We start from the raw sequence: 21,800 nt of genomic DNA, 5'->3' as shown, positions 1-21,800 counted from the left end.
GTCAGGCCTTGCCGGTCATGGGCGCCTGGGCGCGATTGCCCAACCGACTCAGCCACACCGAGGCGAGAATGATCGCGCCGCCGAGCAACAACCGGCCAAGCGGCTCGTCACGGTTCCAGATCAGCAGGTTCAGCAGCAGCCCCACCGGCACGTGCAAGTTGTTCATCACCGCCAGCGTCGCGCCCGAGACCAGGCAGGCGCCCTTGTTCCACCAGTAAAGGCCCAGGGCCGTCGGGCACAGGCCGAGGAACAGCAACACCAGCCACTGCACGTCGGTGCTCGGCAGGTGCTGGGCATTGCCGAACAGCAGGAAGGCCGGCAGCACCACGATCAGCGCGCCCAGGTAGAAGTAGCCGAACCGCTTGTAGTGCGGCAGGTCGCTGGGGTTGCGGGCGACCAGGTGGCGGTACAGCACCTGGCCGGCGGCGTAAGTGAAGTTGGCCAGCTGCAGCAGCAGGAAGCCGATGAAGAAGTCGCCGCTGATGCTGTCGAAGCGGATCACCCCCGCCCCGGCCACAGCCACCAGGGCCGCGAGCAGCGCCCAGGGGTTGAAGCGCCGGTTCAGGGCGTCTTCGATCAAGGTGACGTGCAATGGCGTGAGGATGGTGAACAGCAGCACTTCCGGCACGGTCAGCACGCGGAAGCTCAAATACAGGCAGACGTAGGTGATGCCGTATTGCAGCGCGCCGATCAGCAGCATCGAGCGCAGGAAGCGCGGCTCGACCTGGCGCCAACGGGTCAGCGGCAGGAACACAAGGCCCGCCAGCAGCACGCGCGCGAGCACGGCGAAATAGCTGTCGACGTGCCCGGCCAGGTACTCGCCGATCAGGCTGAAGGAAAACGCCTGGATCAGCGCGACGATTATCAGGTAGCCCATGGTTGCCTCTCGTGAATCAAGGGCGCGACCTTAGCGGGTTGCGGCCGTTGTGTTCAACCATGAGGAATGTGGGGGTGGCTGGATATTCGGTCTTTGTAGGAGCGGCCTTGTGTCGCGAAAGGGGTGCGAAGCGCCCCCGGGATTTCAGCTTCGCCGCACATATTGCCGGGGCCGCTTTGCGGCCCTTTCGCGACACAAGGCCGCTCCTACACAGTGCAGACCGCACGTAGTGCAGGCATAAAAAAGCCCGGTCATCAGGCCGGGCAGGTACACCCAAAGGAGCAACACACAGGTGTCAGGGATGGGAATTCTTGATCCTCAGGCCACCGCAGCCAGCTTGGCCTTGGCCTGGTTCAGGCCCTTCTCGTGGAACTCGCCGCTCATGTTCAGGCCTTCGGCATGGATGAAGTCGACATCGTGGATACCGATGAAGGCCATCACCTGGCGCAGGTACGGTTCCTGGTGGTCACTGGTGGCGCCGGCATGGATGCCGCCGCGGGCGGTCAGGACGATGGCGCGCTTTCCGGTGAGCAGGCCTTGCGGCCCGGTCGGGGTGTACTTGAAGGTGATGCCGGCGCGCAGCACGTGGTCCAGCCAGGCCTTGAGGGTGCTGGGGATGGTGAAGTTGTACATCGGCGCAGCCATCACCAGCACGTCGGCAGCCAGCACTTCATCGGTCAGCGCGTTGGAACGGGCCAGTGCTTCCAGTTCGGCGGCGCTGCGCTGTTCTTCTGGCTTCATCCAGCCACCGAGCAGGTTGCCATCCAGGTGTGGCACCGGGTTCACGGCCAGGTCACGTACGGTGATCGCGTCGGCCGGGTGCGCTGCCTGCCACTGCTGAATGAAATCACGGGTCAGTTGACGGGAAACGGAATCCTGCTGGCGGGCGCTGCTTTCGATGATCAGTACGCGGGACATGGGTGCCTCCATCGGCAAAAAGGGTTGCGATTCGATGGAGGTGAGATTAAGGCTTGACCTATCGATAAAAAAGCGTAAAAAGTGGGTTCAATCTATCGATTTATCCGTTTTATTGCGCTTTGCAGTCCAGCGCGATGCGCAGCTTGATGATCTGCCGATTGAATTTGGCCGTCACATCGACGCTCTTGCCGGCCGGCACATTGACCCGCCGCACCCGTGGCGCCTCGGGCCCGTTGCGGAAGGTCACCTTGCAGGCCGCCGGCACTTGCCCATAGTTGTTCAGGGTCATGGAGCCGATGTCGTAGGCAGTGTCATAGGTCGTGTAGTCCAGCTTCACCCCCGTCAGGTCCTTCTCCACATCGATGGGGTAAGCCATGGCCCCAAGGGGCAGGCACATCAGTATTGCCGCACAACATTTCTTCATGGGGCGCTCTCCTTGAAAGAGCGCAGCTTAGGACAACAGGAGCCAAACATGAAAGCGCCGCGCGTGACCCTGGATCAATGGCGGACCCTGCAGGCAGTGGTCGACCATGGCGGGTTTGCCCAGGCAGCCGAAGCCCTGCACCGTTCGCAGTCTTCGGTCAGCTACACGGTGGCGCGCATGCAAGAGCAGCTGGGTGTGCCGCTGCTGCGCATCGATGGCCGCAAGGCCGTGCTGACCGAGGCCGGCAATGTCCTGCTGCGCCGCTCGCGGCACCTGGTCAAGCAGGCCAGCCAGCTGGAAGACTTGGCGCACCACATGGAGCAAGGCTGGGAAGCCGAGGTCCGCCTGGTGGTCGATGCGGCCTACCCCAGCGCCCGCCTGGTCCGTGCTTTGGCCGCGTTCATGCCGCAGAGCCGCGGTTGCCGAGTGCGCCTGCGTGAAGAGGTGCTGTCCGGCGTCGAGGAAGTGATGCACGAAGGCATCGCCGACCTTGCCATCAGCAGCTACAGCATTGGCGGTTACCTGGGCACCGAACTGAGCTCGGTGGAGTTCGTCGCCGTCGCCCACCCCGAGCACAGCCTGCACCGCCTGGGCCGAACGCTCACCTTCCAGGACCTGGAGAGCCAGTTGCAGGTGGTGATCCGCGACTCCGGCCGCGCCCAGCCACGCGATGTCGGCTGGCTCGGCGCCGAGCAGCGCTGGACGGTCGGCAGCCTGGGCACCGCCACCACCTTCGTCGGCAGCGGCCTGGGCTTTGCCTGGCTGCCCCGGCACATGATCGAGCGCGAGTTGCACGACGGTGTGCTCAAGCCGCTGCCGCTCGATCAGGGTGGCAGTCGCCACCCACTGTTCTACCTTTATTCGAGCAAAGAGAAGACCCTGGGCCCGGCCACGCAGATTCTCATCGACCTGCTGCGCAATTTCGACACCGCGCCATTGGACGTGCCCTTCGCAGCCCCCCCACAAGCCTGAGAGGACCGCGCCCATGGCCTATTTCGAACATGAAGGATGCTCGTTGCATTATCAGGAATATGGCCAGGGCGAACCCCTGGTGCTGCTGCATGGGCTGGGCTCCAGCAGCCAGGACTGGGAGCTGCAGATACCCGAACTGAGCCGCCATTACCGGGTGATCCTGATGGACATCCGTGGCCACGGCCGTTCCGACAAGCCACGCGACGGTTACCAGATCGCCACCTTCAGTGAAGACCTGCTCTCCCTGCTCGAGCACCTGCAGACCGGCCCGGTGCACTTCGTCGGCCTGTCCATGGGCGGCATGGTGGGCTTCCAGTTCGCCGTCGATCACCCGCAATGGCTGCGCAGCCTGTGCATCGTCAACAGCGCCCCCGAGGTCAAGCGCCGCACCCGCAGCGACTGGCTGTGGTGGCTCAAGCGCTGGGGCCTGGCGCGCATCCTCAGCGTCGAGACGGTCGGCCAGGGCCTGGCCGCCAGGCTGTTCCCCAAGCTCGGACAAGCCGATTTGCGCAAGAAAATGGCTGAACGCTGGGCACGCAACGACAAACGCGCCTACCTCAAGAGTTTCGACGCCATCGTCGACTGGGGCGTGCAGGAACGCATCGGCCAGATCCGCTGTCCCACGCTGGTGATTGCCGCTGACCACGATTACACCCCGATACAACTGAAGGAGCGCTACGTCGCCCTGATGCCCCACGCCAGGCTGGTGGTCATCGAGGATTCCCGGCACGCTACGCCCCTCGATCAACCCGAGGTCTTCAACCAGACCCTGCTGCAGTTCCTCGCAGCCGCTTCCACCTCTCAAGGATCATTGAGCCCATGCTGAAAAAACTCCTGCTCACCGCCTGCTCGGTCGCCTTCGCCACCAGCGTCATGGCTTCCGACAAGACCCCGCACGTTCTGCTGGACACCAGCTTCGGCCAGGTCGAAATCGAGCTCAACGCCGAGAAAGCGCCGGTCAGCACCAAGAACTTCCTGCAGTACGTCGACAGCGGCTTCTACAACAACACCATCTTCCACCGCGTGATCCCGGGCTTCATGGTCCAGGGCGGTGGTTTCACCGACCAGATGGTGCAAAAGACAACCAAGGATCCGATCAAGAACGAAGCCGGCAACGGCTTGCAGAACACCCGCGGCACCCTGTCGATGGCACGCACCTCCGACCCGAACTCGGCCACCAGCCAGTTCTTCATCAACGTCGCCGACAACGATTTCCTCAACCCGGGCCGCGACCGTGGCTACGCGGTATTCGGCAAGGTCACCAAGGGCATGGAAGTGGTCGACCAGATCGTCAACTCGCCCACCACCATGAAGAAGGGCATGCGCGATGTGCCGGCCGATCCGGTGTACATCAAGTCCGCCAAACGCATCGACTGACCGCAGGCTTCACAAGGACGTGAAACCGCCTGAGGGTCGGGTTGAACAGGAGTGTTGTCACCCATGCTGTATCGCCGTTTCGAGCAACTGATCGATATCTTCCGCGACGCGCCCAGCGAGTCGCCGCCCGGCCAGGTCTGGCCGTTCTACCTGTACTACCTGCGCCAGGTCTGGCCGAGCTTTCTCGCCCTGCTGATAGTGGGCCTGTTCGCCTCGCTGATCGAGGTGGCGATGTTCAGCTACCTCAGCCGCATCATCGACCTGGCTCAGGGCACGCCCAACGCCAACTTCTTCAGCGAACACAGCGGCGAACTCATCTGGATGCTGGTGGTGATCCTGCTGCTGCGGCCGGTGTTCTTCGCCCTGCACGACCTGCTGGTGCACCAGACCATCAACCCCGGCATGACCAGCCTGATCCGCTGGCAGAACCACACCTATGTGCTCAAGCAGAGCCTGAATTTCTTCCAGAGCGACTTTGCCGGGCGCATCGCCCAGCGCATCATGCAGACCGGCAACTCGCTGCGCGATTCCGCCGTGCAGGCGGTGGACGCACTGTGGCATGTGCTCATCTACGCCATCACCTCCCTGGTGCTGTTCGCCGAGGCCGACTGGCGCCTGATGCTGCCGCTGCTGGTGTGGATCGTCGGTTACATCGCCGCGCTGTACTACTTTGTGCCGCGGGTGAAGGAGCGTTCGGTGGTGTCCTCCGACGCCCGCTCCAAGCTGATGGGGCGGATCGTCGATGGCTACACCAACATCGCCACCCTCAAGCTGTTCGCCCACACCGACTACGAACAGCAGTACGCCCGCGAAGCGATCCGTGAGCAAACCGAGAAAACCCAGCTGGCGTCGCGCGTGGTCACCAGCATGGACGTGGTCATCACCACCCTCAACGGCCTGTTGGTGGTCACCACCACCGGCCTTGCACTGTGGCTGTGGAGTCAGTCGCTGATCACTGTCGGCGCCATTGCCCTGGCCACCGGCCTGGTGATCCGCATCGTCAACATGTCGGGCTGGATCATGTGGGTGGTCAACGGCATCTTCGAGAACATCGGCATGGTCCAGGATGGCCTGCAGACCATCGCCCAGCCGGTCACCGTCACCGACCAGCCCGGTGCGCCGCCATTGAAGGTCAGCCGCGGCGCGGTGCGTTTCATTGATGTGGACTTCCACTACGGCAAGGCCGCCAACGTCATCGAAGGGCTCAACCTGGACATCCGCCCGGGCGAGAAGATCGGCCTGATCGGCCCATCCGGCGCCGGCAAGTCCACCCTGGTCAACCTGCTGCTGCGCCTGTACGACGTGCAGGGCGGGCGCATCCTGATCGACGGCCAGGACATCGCCGAAGTCAGCCAGGCCAGCCTGCGCGCACAGATCGGCATGATTACCCAGGACACCTCGCTGCTGCACCGCTCGATCCGCGACAACCTGCTGTATGGCCGCCCGGGCGCCAGTGAAACGGCGCTGCACGAGGCGGTGCGCCGGGCGCGGGCCGACGAGTTCATCGCGCAGTTGTCGGACGCCCAGGGCCGCACCGGTTTCGATGCCCATGTCGGCGAGCGGGGTGTGAAACTGTCGGGTGGCCAGCGCCAGCGCATCGCCATTGCCCGGGTGCTGCTGAAGAATGCGCCGATCCTGATCATGGACGAAGCGACATCGGCGCTGGACTCGGAAGTGGAGGCGGCCATTCAGGAAAGCCTGGAGACGCTGATGCAGGGCAAGACGGTGATCGCCATCGCCCACCGCCTGTCCACCATCGCCCGCATGGACCGCCTGGTGGTGCTGGACAAAGGGCGGATTGTCGAGTGTGGCAGCCACAGTGAACTGCTCGAGCAGCGGGGGCTGTATGCCCGCTTGTGGCATCACCAGACCGGGGGGTTTGTCGGGGTCGACTGAACCTCGCGGCCGCGCAATCCCTGTAGGAGCGGCCTTGTGTCGCGAAAGGGCTGTGAAGCAGCCCCAGTTTTCAGCTTCGTCGCTGAAAATGCCGGGGCCGCGTTGCGGCCCTTTCGCGACACAAGGCCGCTCCTACAAGGAATGCGCAGGGCTTCAATCCCTGCGGTAGGGCAGCATCCCCTTGGCCTCCTCGGCATAGCCCCTCACGCCTTCGCGCTCCTGAACCAGAAAATCCTCCACCGCCCGCCGCAACCCCGGATGCATCAGGTAATGCCACGAGCGCGTCAGCACCGGCTCGAACCCGCGAATCAGCTTGTGCTCGCCCTGCGCTCCGGCATCGAAGCGCTGCAGCCCTTCGGCAATCGCAAAGTCCATGCCCTGGTAGAAGCAGGTCTCGAAATGCAGCCGGTCGAATTCGTCCAGGCAGCCCCAGTAACGACCAAACAGACTGTCGCCCCCGACCAGGCTCAAGGCCATGGCTACATCACGCCCGCCCTGACGCGCCATCACCACCCGCACCGCTTCAGGCATGCGCTCGGCCAGCAGGCTGAAAAACTCCCGGGTCAGATACGGCGAACGTCTGCGCACCGCATAGGTGTTGGCATAACAGATAAAGACGAAATCCCATTGAGCCTCATCCAGCTCATCCCCGCGATACCAGCGAAACTCGATGCCCTGCCCCGCCACCTGCTCACGTTCCTTGCGCATCTGTTTGCGTTTGCGTGAGCTGAGGCTGTCGAGGAAATCCTGGAAGTCGCGGTAGCCGTGATTGCGCCAATGGAACTGGCAGCCCAGGCGCTCCATCCAGCCCGGCAGGCCGGCCATTTGCGCATCCAGCTGAGGGTCGGTGAAATTGATGTGCGCCCCGGACAACCCGCCCTTGCCCAAGTATTCCGGCAATGCCTGCAGCACCAGCAATGCATCGGCCGGGTCGGCCGCCAGCAGGCGCGGCCCGCTGACCGGGCTGAACGGCACCGCCCCCAGCAGCTTGGGGTAATAGGCGATGCCGGCGCGTTCGCAGGCGTCGGCCCAGCCGTGGTCGAACACGTACTCGCCATACGAATGCCATTTGCGATACGCCGGTAGCAGCGCACGCACCTGCCCGTCGCGCTCCAGCACCAGGTGCTCGGCGGCCCAGCCCGTGTTGGGCGCGACGCTGCCGCTGTCTTCCATGGCACTGAGAAAAGCGTGGCGCAGGAACGGTTGGCCAGGGGGAACCAAGGCATCCCAGGTCGCCGCTGGCAGGTCACGCAGATGGGCAAGGCTGTAGAGACTGGTCACGTTTTCGACTCGCTGATCAAGGCCGACAGTATCGGCGAACACAGGCCCGGCACTCAAATGACGATCGGCGCAGATAGCCGTTCATTCTCAATTACTTAACAGCAGTGCCACTAATTAGACATTATTCTGTAATTCGCCCCCGCAATACTTGCGCCTGTTTTCCGGAACCCCAGAACCTGTCTATTCAGGCCCTTTCCGAAGACATGCCAACATGGGGGTGGGCGCTGAGCCTCCCCAAATCTTTTTAGTAGGGAGAACCTTATGCGTCTTGTTTCTACACTTACCGGAGTGAGCCTCACCGGCATGATGCTGGCTCTGAGTACTCCGGCCAGTGCTGCCGTCGACGCCAAGCTGCTCGAGATGCTCCGCGCCAATGGCTCGATCAACCAGGCGCAGTACAACGAACTGCAGGGCGACCTGGCTCAGGAAACCAAGGAAAAGGCCGCTCAGAAAGCTCAATCCGACCGGATGAGCTCCTTCGAACAAAAAGTGGCATGGGCCGCCAAGACCCAGATCAAGGGTGATGTGCGCCTGCGTTACGAAGACGTCAACGTTGACGACCCGAACAGCAGCAGTGGCAACCAGGACCGTCAGCGTGTGCGTGCCCGCGTCGGCTTCTACAGCGAGATCAACCCGCAAGTCGACGCAGGTGTGCGTATTGCCACCGGCAGCAGCGCCGACCGCCGCTCCACCAACCAGAGCTTCGACAACTACTTCGACAAGAAATCGCTGTGGGTCGACCTGGCCTACCTCGACTGGCACCCGACCGCAGTCCCGAACCTGCACCTGATCGGTGGCAAGATGCCGCAGCCGTGGGTGAGCATGGGTGACATTATCTGGGACAGCGACATCAACCCGGAAGGCGTGGCCGCCACCTACAAGGCCGACCTGGGCGGCGCCGAGGTGTTCGCCAGCGCCGGTCAGTACACCCTCAAGGACAACGTCGACGGCGACGGCGTGCAATACAAGCACGACGCCCAGGTCTACCACGGCCAGTTGGGCGCCAAGTTCGCCCCGGCTGACGTGCTGAAGCTCACCGTGGGTGCCAGCATCTACGGCTACGACAACGACAAGGAAGCCGCCATTCTGCAGTCGTTCGGCAACACCACCAACGAATTCAACCTGGTGGAAGGCTTTGGCCAACTGGACTTCACCGGCTTCGCGATCCCGCTGTCCGCCTACGGCCAGTACGTGAAGAACACCGAAAGCACCGATGGCGAAGACCAGGCCTGGCTGGCGGGTCTGAAGACCAAGGTCGGCGCCTGGAGCCTGGACTACAACTACCGCGATGTTCAGCGTAATGCCGTGGTCAGCCTGTTCACCGACTCTGACTTCGGCAACGGGTTCACCGGTTCCCGCGGCCACAAGTTCAAGGTGGGTTACGAAATCGACAAGAACTTCTCGCTGGGTGCTGCCTACCTGATGGCCAAGACCGACTTGTCCCAGCTGCCGAACAGCAATGCTGACGTGGACACCCTGCAAGTGGACCTGGAAGCCAAGTTCTAAACTGCACACTCCTCTGCTTCACGCTGAGGCGGGAAATGCCGACCCCATCCGGCATTTCCCGCCTTTTTTTTGCCTGCTAGAAAGCTGGGGCTGCTTTGCAGCCCTTTCGCGACACAAGGCCGCTCCTACAAGAGACCGCGATCTCTTGTAGGAGCGGCCTTGTGTCGCGAAAGGGCCGCAAAGCGGCCCCGACAATCCAGAGATCAGCGCTTGCGCAGAATCACACTGCCAATCGAATAGCCTGCACCAAACGAGCTCAGCACCCCCAGCGAGCCTTTCGCCAGATCATCCTGATACAGGTGGAAGGCAATCACCGACCCCGCCGAACTGGTGTTGGCATAACGGTCAAGAATCACCGGTGCCTCATCCTCGCTCACCTCACGCCCCATCAGCTTCTTGACGATCAGGTGGTTCATGCTCAGGTTGGCCTGGTGCAGCCAGAAGCGCTTGACGTCCGAACGATTCAGGTCGATCTCGCCCAGGTGCTCACCGATCAGCTCGGCGACCATCGGGCAAACTTCCTTGAACACCTTGCGCCCTTCCTGAACGAACAGTTTGTCGCGGGCGTCGATGCCCTCTTCCGCCGCGCGGTTGAGGAAGCCGAAGTTGTTGCGGATGTTGTTGGAGAACGCAGTCTTCAGCTTGGTGCCCAGGATGTCGAACTGGTGTGCCGAGGTGGCCAGATCGGCCCGCTCGACCAGCACTGCAGTGGCCGCGTCGCCGAAGATGAAGTGGCTGTCGCGATCACGGAAGTTCAGGTGCCCGGTACAGATCTCCGGGCTGACCACCAGCACGGCCCGGGCCTGGCCCAGCTGCACGCTGTTGGCTGCGGTCTGGATGCCGAAGGTGGCCGACGAGCAGGCCACGTTCATGTCGAAGGCGAAGCCGTCGATGCCCAGTGCCTGTTGCACTTCGATGGCGATGGCCGGGTAAGGGCGCTGCAGGTTGGAGCAGGCGACGATCACCCCGTCGACATCCGCCGGGGTACGGCCTGCGCGTTCCAGCGCCTGGCGCGCAGCGGCCACGCCCATTTCGCAGAGGATCGACTGCTCGTCGTTGGAACGCTCCGGCAGGCGCGGCTTCATGCGCTGCGGGTCAAGAATGCCGGCCTTGTCCATGACGAAACGGCTCTTGATACCCGAGGCCTTTTCGATGAAGGCGGCGTCGGACATAGGGGCTGCTTCGATTTCACCCCGCTCGATGGCGGCGGCGTTGTCCTGGTTGAACTGCTGTGACCAGGCATTGAAGGAGGCCACCAGTTCTTCGTTGGAAATGCTCTGGGCCGGGGTATACAGGCCGGTGCCGCTGATCACGACGTTATGCACGATCGATCCTCTGCTCAAAGGCCATCGCCACGGGGCGCTGGCTAGAAATATGGCAACTTAATGGCACCTTGGTACCAATTAAAAGGCGTACGCTGAAACTGTGGGAGCGGGCGTGCCCGCGAAGGGCCGCAAGGCGGCCCCAGATTCCCCGAAGTGTGCCACAAATCAACGCAGTTAGCCTTCCACCTGGCTCCACTGCTTGCTCAATCGCTTGTCTGAAATCGGCACTTTTGTACCCAGCTGCTGGGCAAACAGCGACACCCGATACTCTTCCAGCAACCAGCGGTACAAGGTCAGCTGCTCATCGCGCTTGCCTTCCTGGGCATGCTTGTCGGCCCGGGCCTTGTACTGCGCCCACAGGTTGCCCAGTTCACCACTCCAGACCCGGTCCTTCTGCACCTGCGAGCCCAGCTTCTCCAGGCGCAGCTCCACACCCTTGAGGTAGCGCGGCAATTCCTTGAACCAAACCGCTGGAGTCTCGCGCACAAAGCCCGGATAAACCAGGTTGGCCAGTTGCTGCTTGATATCGTTCAGCGCCACCGCCTGGCTCAGGTCGATCTTGCCCTTGAAGCGCTTCTGCAGGCCGTGCCACAGCTTCAGCACCTCCAGCGTCTGGCGGGCCAGGCGTTCGGCATGCTCGGCCCAGCTGCCGCGCTTGCGCTCGGCCAGCCCGGCCAGGGCCGCTCCGTCACGTGGCAACGTCGCTTCACCCTCCAGAATGCAGCTGTCCAGGCTTGCCAGCAGAATGTCCTCGACCAACGCCTCGACACGGCCCAGTTCGCGGTACAGCAAACCCAGCTCGGTCAGCCCCGGCAGCTTGCCGCGCAAAAACTTGGCAGGCTCCGCCAATTGCTGCAGCAACAAGCGTTGCAGGGCGCGACGGTGCTGGAACTCGGCTTCGGCATGGGTCGAGAAGCGGCCCTCGCGCACGGTGCCGTTTTCTTCCACCAGTGCCGGGTAAACGGTCATCGACAGGCCGGCGATCTTCTGTTGGGCAGTCTGCTTGACCTCGCTGAAAGCCTTGGCCTGCACCGGCTGCTCGCTCTTCTCGGTGCGTGGCACGGCCAGCGCAGCCTGGCTGGCGGCAGCAAAACGGGCGGTCAGCTCAGCCAGGTCGCGGCCTTCGCCAAGGAACTTGCCTTGGCCATCGACCACTTCGATGTTCATGCGCAGGTGGCCTTCGACCAGGTTGACCGATTCGGCCCACGCATCGTCGGAGACCCGTGCGCCAGTCATGCGCAACAACTCCTGGCCCAGCGCCTGGGGCAGCGCACCCTGGCCGAAGGTCATGCGCGCCAGCGAGGCCTTGACGAAGTCCGGCACCGGCACGAAATTCTTGCGCAGCGCCTTGGGCAGGTTGCGCACCAGCGCTATGCACTTGGCCTCCAGCAGGCCCGGCACCAGCCATTCCAGGCGCTCGCCGGGTAGGCTCGGCAACAGCGGCGCCGGCACCCGCACGGTCACGCCGTCACGCGGGTGGCCGGGCTCGAAGTGGTAGGTCAGCGGCAGGCGCAGTTCACCGACTTGCAGGCTGTCCGGGTACTGCGCTGCAGTGACTTCGCTGGCCTCACGGGCCAGCACGTCTTCTTCGCGCATGATCAGCAGGTTCGGGTCCTTCTGGCTGGTCATGCGGTACCAGGCATCGAAGGTCGCGGTCTGATGGATTTCCGCCGGCAAGCGTGCTTCGTAAAAGGCGTACAAGGTTTCTTCGTCGGCAAGAATGTCGCGCCGACGGGCCTTGGCCTCCAGCTCGTCGAGTTCTTCGAGCAGGCGCTTGTTCGCCGCCAGGCACTTGGCTCGCGACTGGATTTCTCCGCCGACCAGGCCCTCACGAATGAAGAGTTCACGCGAGGTGACCGGATCGATCGGGCCAAAGTGCACCGGCCGGCGGCCCACCAGGATCAGGCCGTACAGGGTGATCTGCTCGTAGGCCACCACCTGACCGCGCTTCTTCTCCCAATGCGGTTCGAAATGATTTTTCTTGATCAGGTGGGTCGCCAGCGGTTCGATCCAGTCAGGCTCGATCTTGGCGACCATGCGCGCATACAGCTTGGTGGTTTCCACCAGCTCCGCGGCCATCACCCACTGCGGGCGCTTGCGGCCGATGCCCGAAGACGGATGCACCCAGAATCGCCGCTGGCGGGCCCCCTGGTAATCGCCTTCTTCGGTCTTTTGGCCGATCTGGCTGAGCAGGCCGCTGAGGATCGCCTTGTGCACCTTCTGGTAGTCGGACGGCTCCTTGTTGACTGCCAACTGCAGCTCACGGCAGATCAGCGACAACTGGCGATGGGCATCACGCCACTCGCGCAGGCGAAGGTAGTTCAGGAAGTTCTTGCGGCACCAGTTGCGCAGCGGGTTGGCGGTCAGCGCCTGGCGCTGCTCTTCGAAACCTCGCCACAGGTTGACCAGCGCGGCGAAGTCGGTATCGGCGTCCTTCCACTGCGCATGGGCCTGATCGGCGGCCTGCTGGCGCTCCGGTGGGCGCTCGCGCGGGTCTTGAACCGACAGCGCACTGGTGACGATCAGCACTTCCTGCAGGCTGCCCTGGCGGGCACCTTCAAGCAGCATGCGGCCCAGCCGCGGGTCGATCGGCAGGCGAGCCAGCTGGCGGCCGATCGGCGTCAGCTGGTTCTCGCGGTTGACCGCCGACAGCTCCTGCAGCAAGTTGAAGCCATCACTGATGGCCTTGCCATCCGGCGGTTCGATGAACGGGAAGGCGTCGATCGCACCCAGGCGCAGGTGCAGCATCTGCAGGATCACCGCCGCCAGGTTGGTGCGCAGGATCTCGGGGTCGGTGAAGGCCGGGCGGGCGTTGAAGTCTTCTTCGCTGTACAGCCGAATGCAGATACCCGGCTCGACCCGGCCGCAACGGCCCTTGCGCTGGTTGGCACTGGCCTGTGAAACGGCTTCGATCGGCAGGCGCTGGACCTTGGCGCGGTAGCTGTAGCGGCTGATGCGTGCGGTGCCGGTGTCGATCACATAACGAATGCCAGGCACGGTCAGCGAGGTTTCCGCAACGTTGGTGGCCAGCACCACGCGGCGCCCGGTGTGCGACTGGAAAATGCGCTGCTGCTCGGCCGGCGACAGGCGCGCATAGAGCGGCAGGATCTCGGTATGGCGCAACTGCGCCTTGCGCAGGATTTCTGCGGCATCGCGGATCTCCCGTTCACCGGGGAGAAACACCAGCACATCGCCGGGGCCTTTGCCCACGCTGCGCTCATGCTGGGCGATCTCGTCGAGGGTGGCCAGTATCGCCTGGTCGACGGTGAGGTCGTCCTCGACCTGGTTACCCTCCTCGTCCTGTTCGCTGGTCAGTGGTCGGTACCAGGTGTCCACCGGGAAGGTACGGCCGGACACCTCGATAATCGGCGCATCGTCGAAGTGTTTCGAGAAGCGCTCCAGGTCGATGGTCGCCGAGGTGATGATCAGCTTCAGATCCGGGCGGCGGTGCAGCAGGGTCTTGAGGTAGCCGAGCAGGAAGTCGATGTTGAGGCTGCGCTCGTGGGCTTCGTCGACGATGATCGTGTCGTAGCGTTCGAGAAAACGGTCGTGCTGGGTTTCGGCCAGCAGGATGCCGTCGGTCATCAGCTTGACCAGGGTGTTGGCATCGCTCTGGTCTTCGAAACGTACCTGGTAGCCGACCAGGCCGCCCAGCGGCGTGCCCAGCTCTTCGGCAACCCGGGCGGCGACACTGCGCGCGGCGATCCGCCGTGGCTGGGTATGGGCGATCAGCCCATGGCTGCCGCGGCCCAGCTCCAGGCAGATCTTCGGCAGCTGGGTGGTCTTGCCCGAACCGGTTTCGCCGGCGATCACCAGCACCTGGTTCTCGGCCAGGGCTTTCTTGATCTCGTCGCGCTTGGCGGCGATCGGCAAGCTGTCGTCGTAGCGGATCTGTGGCACGCTGTTCTGGCGTGCGGTGACCTGGGCGCAGGATGCCTGGACCTTTTCCACCCACTGCGAAAGCTTCGCCTCGTCTGGGCGCTTGCGCAGCTCATGCAGTTGCCGACGCAGGCGGTGGCGCTCGGCGATCATGGCGTGGTCGAGGTTGTGCAGCAATTTGTCGATGGCTTGGTCAGTCATGGGGCTTTTTAGTGATGCAGGTGGGCCTGCTTTTTCATGATCGGCATTCGGAAAGTTGGGGGATTGTCGCAGATTTGGTCCTTCTTTGCTGTCCAGGCTGGCGCAGGCTTTGTAGGAGCGGCCTTGTGTCGCGAAAGGGCTGCGAAGCAGCCCCGGCAATGTCTGCTGTGCCTTTGATACCTAGGGGTCGCTTTGCGACCCTTTCGCGACACAAGGCCGCTCCTACAGGTGATCGCGCAACAGCGGAATGTTTAGTGGCAGGCAAAGTGAACGTTGCCATTCACTGCTTTAATCAACATTACGCCGCATGTGAGTATCAAAGGCATGACTCCCGTCCAGACCATCGCCCCGCCGTCGTCCCGCCCTTCGCTACCGAAGGCCCGGTCCCGCGCCGGTGAAAATCCGCTGGTCCATGTCATCCTCGCCTTCTGGGCCCTGTGGCACTGCCGCCACGCACGCCCACCGGATTCCTCGCTCACGCCTTTGTGACCCCACTCGGCCGCGGCCCGGCCGTCTGACTCAAGTGGACCGTGCCTGCGCGCCGGTCCCGTGCGCCCGTGAGCGAATCCATCATGCACTTTGCACCTGTAGAGCACGCCAGCCGTTTTCTGGCAGAAAACCCCGATATCGAATTGTTCGAACTGTTCATCCTCGACGCCAACGGTGTCCCCCGCGGCAAGCTGTTGCACCGCGATGAGCTGCTGGCGGTTTTCCAGAGCGGTCGCCCGCTACCGAGCACCATCCTCGGCCTGACTCTCAATGGCGACGACGTGGAAAACTCCGGCCTGGTCTGGGATGTCGGTGACATCGACTGCCGCGCCTACCCACTGGAAGGTAGCCTGGTGCGCCTGCCCTGGCGCCGGGTGCCGACTGCGGCGGTACAGGTCAGCATGCACCCCAGCGAAGGCCTGCCGGCCAGCGTCGCCGACCCCCGCCATGTACTGCTGCGCACCATCGAAGCGCTCAAGGCTGACGGTTACCACCCGGTGATGGCCTGCGAGCTGGAGTTCTACCTGCTCGACCAGAAACGCGACGCCCAGGGCCGCCCGCAGCCGGCGCTGGACAACGATGGTGGGCGCCCACGCAGCACCCAGGTCTATGGCCTGCGCGAGCTGGAGCAGATCGAGCCGTTCCTCGCCGACCTCTACGCCGCCTGCAAGGCCCAGGGCATCCCCGCGCGCACCGCGATCTCCGAATATGCCCCCGGTCAGGTGGAAATCACCCTGGAACATGGTGATGCGCTGGAGGCAATGGACCAGGCCGTGCGCTACAAACGCCTGGTCAAGGGCGTGGCCCATGCCCATGGCATGCAGGCCTGCTTCATGGCCAAGCCGTTCGCGCAACTGGCCGGCACCGGCATGCACATGCACCTGAGCCTGGCCGACAGTGCCGGCAATAACCTGTTCGCCAGCGAAGACAAAGCCGGCACGCCGCTGCTGCGCCAGGCGGTTGCCGGCATGCTCCGCCACCTGCGTGACTCGCTGCTGCTGTTCTGCCCCAACGCCAACTCGTTCCGCCGCTTCCAGGCCAACAGCTATGCCCCGCTGGCGCCGACCTGGGGTGTCGACAACCGCACCGTCAGCCTGCGCGTGCCCGGCGGCCCGGCCAACAGCCGGCATGTCGAGCACCGCATCTGCGGCGCCGATGCCAACCCGTACCTGGCTGCCGCCGCCATTCTGGCCGCCAGCCATCGTGGCATCCGCGAGCAGCTGGACCCGGGTGCGCCGGTCGAAGGCAACGGCTATGCCCAGGCCACCGAGCACCTGCCCACCGACTGGCTGACCGCACTCGATGAGCTGGAGCGCTCGCACTGGGCGCGCGAAGCATTGGGCGATGCGTTCCTCAACGTCTACCTGAAGGTCAAGCGTGCCGAGTACCGCCAGTTCATGGCCGAAGTCAGCGAACAGGACTGGCGTTGGTACCTGCACCAGGCCTGAGCCACACCCCATTCAGAACAAGGAACACCCATGAACGCAGTATTGAACAATGGCCCGGCCCAACGCGCGCCTTCCTATTACAGCGCCTCGCTGAACGACCACACCGAATACCCGCAGCTCAAGGGCACGGTGCAGGTCGACGTGGCCATCATCGGCGGTGGTTTCACGGGCGTGGCCACTGCGGTGGAGCTGGCCGAACGTGGCCTGAAGGTGGCGATCGTCGAGACCAACCGTATCGGCTGGGGTGCCAGCGGGCGTAACGGCGGGCAGGTCACCGGCAGCCTGTCTGGCGACGAGGCCATGCGCACACAGATGCGCAAGCATTTGGGTGCCGAGGTCGATGATTTCATCTGGCACCTGCGCTGGCGTGGGCACCAGGTCATCGAGCAGCGGGTCGCGCGCTACGGCATCGACTGCGACCTCAAGCGCGGCCATCTGCATGCGGCGATGAAACCTTCGCACATGGCGGAGCTGCGCAGCTTCCAGGCCGAGGCCGAACGCCGCGGCATGGGCGACCAGGTGCAGCTGCTCGACCGTAACGGCGTCGCCGAACACCTGCAGAGCCCGCTGTATCAGGGCGCACTGAAAAATCTGCGCAACCTGCACCTGCACCCACTCAACCTGTGCCTGGGCGAAGCCCGCGCCGCTCATGGCCTGGGCGCGCTGATCTTCGAAAACTCCGAGGTGCTGGACATCGTCCACGGCCCACGCCCGGCGGTGGTAACCGCCCACGGCCGGGTCGAAGCGCGCCAGGTGATGCTTGCCGGCGACGTCTATCACAAGCTGGAAAAGCGCCAGCTCAAGGGCAAGATCTTCCCGGCCATGGGCGGTATCGTCACCACGGCGCCTCTGGGCGAACTGGCGGAGCAGATCAACCCGCATGACCTGGCGGTGTACGACTGTCGCTTCGTGCTCGACTACTACCGCCTGACGGCTGACAAGCGCTTGCTGTTCGGCGGCGGTGCCAATTATTCGGGCAAGGATTCACGTGATATCGAAGGCGAGCTGCGTCCCTGCATCGAGCGTACCTTCCCGGCGCTGAAAGGCGTGCCGATCGAGTTCCAGTGGAGCTGCGCGATGGGCATCGTGGTCAACCGCATTCCGCAACTGGGCAAGCTGTCGGACAACGTGTGGTACTGCCAGGGTTATTCCGGGCACGGGATCGCCACCAGCCACATCATGGGCGAGATCATGGCCGAGGCACTGACCGGAACGCTGGAGAAGTTCGACACCTTCGCGCAGTGCAAGCACGTGCGGGTGCCGATGGGGGATTTGCTGGGCAACCCGCTGCTGGCAGCGGGGATGTGGTACTACCAGATGCTTGAGAAACTGCGCTGATTGCGCGGCCTCTGTGGGAGCGGCCTCGTGTCGCGAAAGGGCCGCAAAGCGGCCCCAGGTTCTCAGCAGTGATGCTGAAATTGCTGGGGCCGCTCTGCGGCCCTTTCGCGACACAAGGCCGCTCCTACAAAGACAGCGCAAGCTTCGATCAGGCGATCTTCTTCAAACCCTGTTTCTTCAGCTCTTCATCACGCAGTTCACGGCGCAGGATCTTGCCGACGTTGGTGGTGGGCAGCGCATCGCGGAACTCGATGTAACGCGGCACCTTGTAGCCGGTGACGTTGGCGCGCATATGCTCCATCACCTGCTCCTTGGTCACGGTCATGCCAGGCTTGACCACGATAAACACCTTGATCACTTCACCCGACTTCTCGTCCGGCACACCAATGGCTGCACACTGCAGCACGCCCGGCAAGGCGGCAAGCACGTCTTCCAGCTCGTTGGGATACACGTTGAAGCCCGAGACCAGGATCATGTCCTTCTTGCGGTCGACGATGCGCATATAGCCATCCGGCTGGATCAAGGCGATATCGCCGGTCTTCAGCCAGCCCTCGCTGTCGAGGATCTCGGTGGTGGCGTCTTCACGCTGCCAGTAGCCTTTCATGACCTGCGGGCCCTTGACGCACAACTCGCCCGTTTCGCCCAGCGGCAGTTCGTTGCCGGCGTCGTCGATGACCTTGCACAGGGTCGATGGCACCGGGATGCCGATGGTCCCCACCTGGTTGGCCTGGGCCGGGTTCACCGCCGCCACCGGGCTGGTTTCGGTCATGCCGTAGCCTTCGCAGATGGCGCAGCCGGTGACGCTCTTCCAGCGCTCGGCCACACTCAGCTGCAGGGCCATGCCACCGGACAGGGTGATCTTCAGCGCCGAGAAGTCCAGGGCGCGGAAGGCCTCGTTGTTGCACAGCGCGACGAACAGCGTGTTGAGGCCGACAAAACCACTGAACTTCCACTTGCCCAGTTCCTTGACCATTGCCGGGAGGTCGCGCGGGTTGCTGATCAGCACGTTGTGGTTGCCGATCAGCATCATCGCCATGCAATGGAAGGTAAAGGCATAGATGTGATACAGCGGCAGCGGAGTGATGAGGATCTCGCAGCCTTCCTGCAGGTTGGCACCCATCAAGGCCCGGCACTGCAACATGTTGGCCACCAGGTTGCGGTGGGTCAGCATCGCGCCCTTGGCCACGCCGGTGGTACCGCCGGTGTACTGCAGCACGGCCACGTCGTTGGCTTGCGGGTTGGCCTCGGTGACCGGCTGGCCCTTGCCCAGCGCCAGGGTATCGTTGAAGCGTACGGCGCGCGGCAGGTTGTAGGCCGGCACCATCTTCTTCACGTACTTGATGACGCTGTTGATCAGCAGGCGCTTGAGCGGCGGCAGCAGGTCGGCCACTTCGGTGACGATGACGTGCCTGACCTGGGTCTTGGGCACCACCTTCTCGGCCAGGTGCGCCATGTTGGCCAGGCACACCAGGGCCTTGGCGCCCGAGTCGTTGAACTGGTGCTCCATCTCCCGCACGGTATACAGCGGGTTGGTGTTGACCACGATCAGGCCAGCGCGCATGGCACCGAATACGGCTACCGGGTACTGAAGGACATTGGGCAGCTGGACGGCGATGCGATCACCTGGCTTGAGGTCGGTGTGCTGCTGCAGCCAGGCCGCGAAAGCGCCTGACAGTGCATAGAGCTCGCCGTAGGTGATGGTCTTGCCCAGGTTGCTAAAGGCCGGTTTATTGGCAAAGCGTTGGCAGGATTGCTTGAGTACCGCCTGGATATTGGGGAATTCGTCAGGATTGATTTCCGCCGTAATCCCGGCTGGGTATTTATCCTTCCAAAAATTTTCGATCATGGAAGCCCACTCCTTCAGCAACAGCGAAGTTCGATTCACGCGTCTATGCGTTTATTATTGATATGAGATGGCGGTTCGTTGCAAACCGTATCATCTGAAAGCGGGCCGAGAGTAACAGCTTTGATTGGGGTCGCCTAGGGGCCAAGACCGGCTCTCAAGTCACAAAAATGACTCAATGAACGATACAAGTCATTTTTAGAGTAATTGACCAAAATGTCGCAAATCAGGCTGTAACTTGCCTTCCAGAGCCGCTTGAAGCATTCGCGGGCAAGGCCGCTCCCGCTGTGGGAGCGGCCTTGCCCGCGAAGAAGCACGCGCGGTGTCAGGCTATATCGCGCAACTCGCGCCGCAAGATCTTGCCCACTGGCGTCATCGGCAACGATTCACGTACCACGATGTGCTTGGGCACCTTGTAGCCGGTGAAGTTGGCCTTGCAATAGGCCTTCAGCTCATCGACGTTCAGCCCACCCTCGCGCGCCACCACAAACAGCTTCACCGCCTCCCCGGAGCGCTCGTCGGGCACGCCAATGGCCGCACAGCTGGCGACCTGCGGATGGCCCATCACCACGTCTTCGATTTCGTTGGGGTACACATTGAAACCGGAGACGATGATCATGTCCTTCTTGCGGTCGACAATGCGCGTGAACCCGTCCGGGTCGATCACCGCGATATCGCCCGTCTTGAACCAGCCCTCGGCATCCAGTGCCTGGGCCGTGGCCTCCGGCTGCTGCCAGTAGCCTTTCATCACTTGCGGGCCCTTGATGCACAACTCGCCGCGCTCACCCAGTGGCTGTTCGTTGCCGTCATCGTCGATGACCTTGAATGCCGTGCCCGCCACCGGAATACCCACGGTACCCAAGCGCGCCAGCTGACCGTAGGGGTTGGTGCTGGCCACCGGCGAGGTTTCGGTCAGGCCATAGCCCTCGACGATGCGACAGCCCGTGAGTTGCTCCCAACGCTCGGCAGTGGCCTTGACCAGCGCCGTGCCGCCGGAGTTGGTGACTTTCAGTGCCGAAAAGTCCAGCTGACGGAAACCCGGGTGGTCCATCAGTGCGACGAACAAGGTGTTCAGCCCCAGCAGCGCCGAGAAACGCCACTTGCCCAATTCCTTGATGAAGCCTGCAATGTCGCGCGGGTTGGTGATCAGCACGTTGTGGTTGCCGGTGACCATCATGCACATGCAGTTCGCGGTGAAGGCATAGATGTGGTACAGCGGCAGTGGCGCGATCATCACCTCCTGGCCTTCCTTGATCAGCCGCTGGCCATCCGGGCCGTGCTGGGAAAAACACGCCAGCACCTGCAGCATGTTGGCCACCAGGTTGCCGTGGGTGAGCATGGCGCCCTTGGCCAGGCCTGTAGTGCCGCCGGTGTACTGCAGCACGGCGATGTCGTCGAGGCTGAGCGGTACCGGCTTGTGCGTCAGGCTGCGGCCTTCGCGCACTACCTGCTTGAACGGGATGGCCTGGGGCAGATGATAGGCCGGGACCATTTTCTTTAGCTTGTCGACCACGGTGTTGACCAGCCAGCCCTTGGCCGCGGGCAGCAGGTCGCCCATCTTCGCCTCGATCAGGTACTCGATACCGGTATCGGGCAGCACCTCCTGCACGCGCTTGCCGAACATGTTCAAGTACACCAGGGCGCGGGCGCCGGCATCCTTGAACTGGTGACGCATTTCGCGCTCGGTGTACAACGGGTTGGTGTTGACCACGATCAACCCGGCGCGCAGGGCACCGAACACGGCAATGGGGTACTGCAGGACGTTGGGCATCTGCACCGCGATGCGGTCACCCGGCTTGAGGTCGGTGTGCTGCTGCAGCCAGGCGGCGAACGCTGCCGAATGGCGCTCGAGCTCGGCGTAGCTCAGGGTCACGCCAAGGTTGCTGAACGCCGGGCGCTCGGCGAAGCGCTTGCAGGAGCGCTCGAACACCTCGATGACCGAAGCGTAGGTGTGGATGTCGATGGTGGAAGGCACGCCCGCGGGGCGTTTGTCATTCCAGAAGTCGGCTTGCATTTATTGTTGTTC

At 63.2% G+C, this 21,800-nt stretch carries 15 protein-coding genes; 7 read left to right on the top strand and 8 right to left on the bottom strand.

What is annotated here, in order from left to right:
- Nucleotide 1: 1 nt before the first annotated feature.
- The 3 genes from ACIPW4_RS23345 to ACIPW4_RS23335 all read right to left on the bottom strand — a co-directional run bounded on the left by ACIPW4_RS23345 (nt 2) and on the right by ACIPW4_RS23335 (nt 2,219).
- Entirely contained in the window at nt 2-877 is an 876-nt protein-coding gene (locus ACIPW4_RS23345; RefSeq protein WP_400661968.1) for a carboxylate/amino acid/amine transporter, read from the bottom strand.
- Between the two features lie 318 nt (nt 878-1,195).
- Entirely contained in the window at nt 1,196-1,795 is a 600-nt protein-coding gene (locus ACIPW4_RS23340; RefSeq protein WP_400661965.1) for an FMN-dependent NADH-azoreductase, read from the bottom strand.
- Nucleotides 1,796-1,904: 109 nt separating this feature from the next.
- Nucleotides 1,905-2,219, bottom strand: coding sequence for a 3-phosphoglycerate kinase (locus tag ACIPW4_RS23335; protein ID WP_400661962.1), 315 nt, complete (start codon nt 2,217-2,219; stop codon nt 1,905-1,907).
- A gap of 48 nt (nt 2,220-2,267) precedes the next feature.
- Here ACIPW4_RS23335 and ACIPW4_RS23330 point away from each other — a divergent pair, with 48 nt between their 5' ends.
- The 4 genes from ACIPW4_RS23330 (at nt 2,268) to ACIPW4_RS23315 (ending at nt 6,464) form a co-directional block, all read left to right on the top strand.
- Nucleotides 2,268-3,191 carry a LysR family transcriptional regulator gene (locus ACIPW4_RS23330; RefSeq protein ID WP_400661961.1) on the top strand — a complete coding sequence of 308 codons (924 nt, stop codon included), beginning with the start codon at nt 2,268-2,270 and terminating at the stop codon, nt 3,189-3,191.
- 13 nt (nt 3,192-3,204) lie between these two features.
- The gene (locus ACIPW4_RS23325) at nt 3,205-4,017 is read left to right on the top strand and encodes an alpha/beta fold hydrolase (RefSeq protein ID WP_400661958.1); all 813 of its coding nucleotides are present in this window, start codon (nt 3,205-3,207) and stop codon (nt 4,015-4,017) included.
- Complete coding sequence (locus ACIPW4_RS23320; RefSeq protein ID WP_400661956.1) at nt 4,011-4,568, top strand: peptidylprolyl isomerase; 558 nt, start codon at nt 4,011-4,013, stop codon at nt 4,566-4,568. Before ACIPW4_RS23325 ends, ACIPW4_RS23320 begins: the two co-directional genes overlap by 7 nt.
- Nucleotides 4,569-4,631: 63 nt before the next feature.
- The gene (locus ACIPW4_RS23315; RefSeq protein WP_400661953.1) at nt 4,632-6,464 is read left to right on the top strand and encodes an ABC transporter ATP-binding protein; all 1,833 of its coding nucleotides are present in this window, start codon (nt 4,632-4,634) and stop codon (nt 6,462-6,464) included.
- A 153-nt stretch (nt 6,465-6,617) separates the two neighbouring features.
- Here ACIPW4_RS23315 and ACIPW4_RS23310 read toward each other — a convergent pair whose 3' ends face one another.
- Nucleotides 6,618-7,745: a GNAT family N-acetyltransferase gene (locus ACIPW4_RS23310; protein ID WP_400661950.1), complete on the bottom strand. Its 1,128-nt coding sequence runs from the start codon at nt 7,743-7,745 to the stop codon at nt 6,618-6,620.
- 261 nt (nt 7,746-8,006) lie between these two features.
- Here ACIPW4_RS23310 and ACIPW4_RS23305 point away from each other — a divergent pair, with 261 nt between their 5' ends.
- Nucleotides 8,007-9,251, top strand: coding sequence for a putative porin (locus tag ACIPW4_RS23305; RefSeq protein ID WP_400661947.1), 1,245 nt, complete (start codon nt 8,007-8,009; stop codon nt 9,249-9,251).
- A 203-nt stretch (nt 9,252-9,454) separates the two neighbouring features.
- Here ACIPW4_RS23305 and ACIPW4_RS23300 read toward each other — a convergent pair whose 3' ends face one another.
- Nucleotides 9,455-10,576: a beta-ketoacyl-ACP synthase III gene (locus ACIPW4_RS23300; protein ID WP_400661945.1), complete on the bottom strand. Its 1,122-nt coding sequence runs from the start codon at nt 10,574-10,576 to the stop codon at nt 9,455-9,457.
- A gap of 174 nt (nt 10,577-10,750) precedes the next feature.
- Nucleotides 10,751-14,656, bottom strand: coding sequence for an ATP-dependent RNA helicase HrpA (gene hrpA, locus ACIPW4_RS23295; protein ID WP_400661942.1), 3,906 nt, complete (start codon nt 14,654-14,656; stop codon nt 10,751-10,753).
- 572 nt (nt 14,657-15,228) lie between these two features.
- Between hrpA and ACIPW4_RS23290 the strand changes: the two genes are divergently transcribed.
- On the top strand, nt 15,229-16,593 hold the full coding sequence (locus ACIPW4_RS23290; RefSeq protein ID WP_400661940.1) for a glutamine synthetase family protein: 1,365 nt from the start codon (nt 15,229-15,231) through the stop codon (nt 16,591-16,593).
- A 30-nt stretch (nt 16,594-16,623) separates the two neighbouring features.
- Nucleotides 16,624-17,931 (top strand): NAD(P)/FAD-dependent oxidoreductase, encoded by a 1,308-nt coding sequence (locus tag ACIPW4_RS23285; RefSeq protein ID WP_400661938.1) that lies wholly within the window; start codon nt 16,624-16,626, stop codon nt 17,929-17,931.
- Nucleotides 17,932-18,079: 148 nt separating this feature from the next.
- On the opposite strand, the gene fadD1 is transcribed toward ACIPW4_RS23285, so the two are convergent.
- Nucleotides 18,080-19,777: a long-chain-fatty-acid--CoA ligase FadD1 gene (gene fadD1 / locus ACIPW4_RS23280; RefSeq protein WP_400661935.1), complete on the bottom strand. Its 1,698-nt coding sequence runs from the start codon at nt 19,775-19,777 to the stop codon at nt 18,080-18,082.
- A gap of 322 nt (nt 19,778-20,099) precedes the next feature.
- The gene (gene fadD2, locus ACIPW4_RS23275; RefSeq protein WP_400661932.1) at nt 20,100-21,788 is read right to left on the bottom strand and encodes a long-chain-fatty-acid--CoA ligase FadD2; all 1,689 of its coding nucleotides are present in this window, start codon (nt 21,786-21,788) and stop codon (nt 20,100-20,102) included.
- Nucleotides 21,789-21,800 lie beyond the last annotated feature (12 nt).

Source organism: Pseudomonas sp. NPDC089996, from assembly GCF_044748405.1.
Lineage (GTDB): Bacteria > Pseudomonadota > Gammaproteobacteria > Pseudomonadales > Pseudomonadaceae > Aquipseudomonas.
The sequence above is the reverse complement of the archived record's forward strand: the minus strand, read 5'-3'. Positions and strand labels throughout refer to the sequence as shown.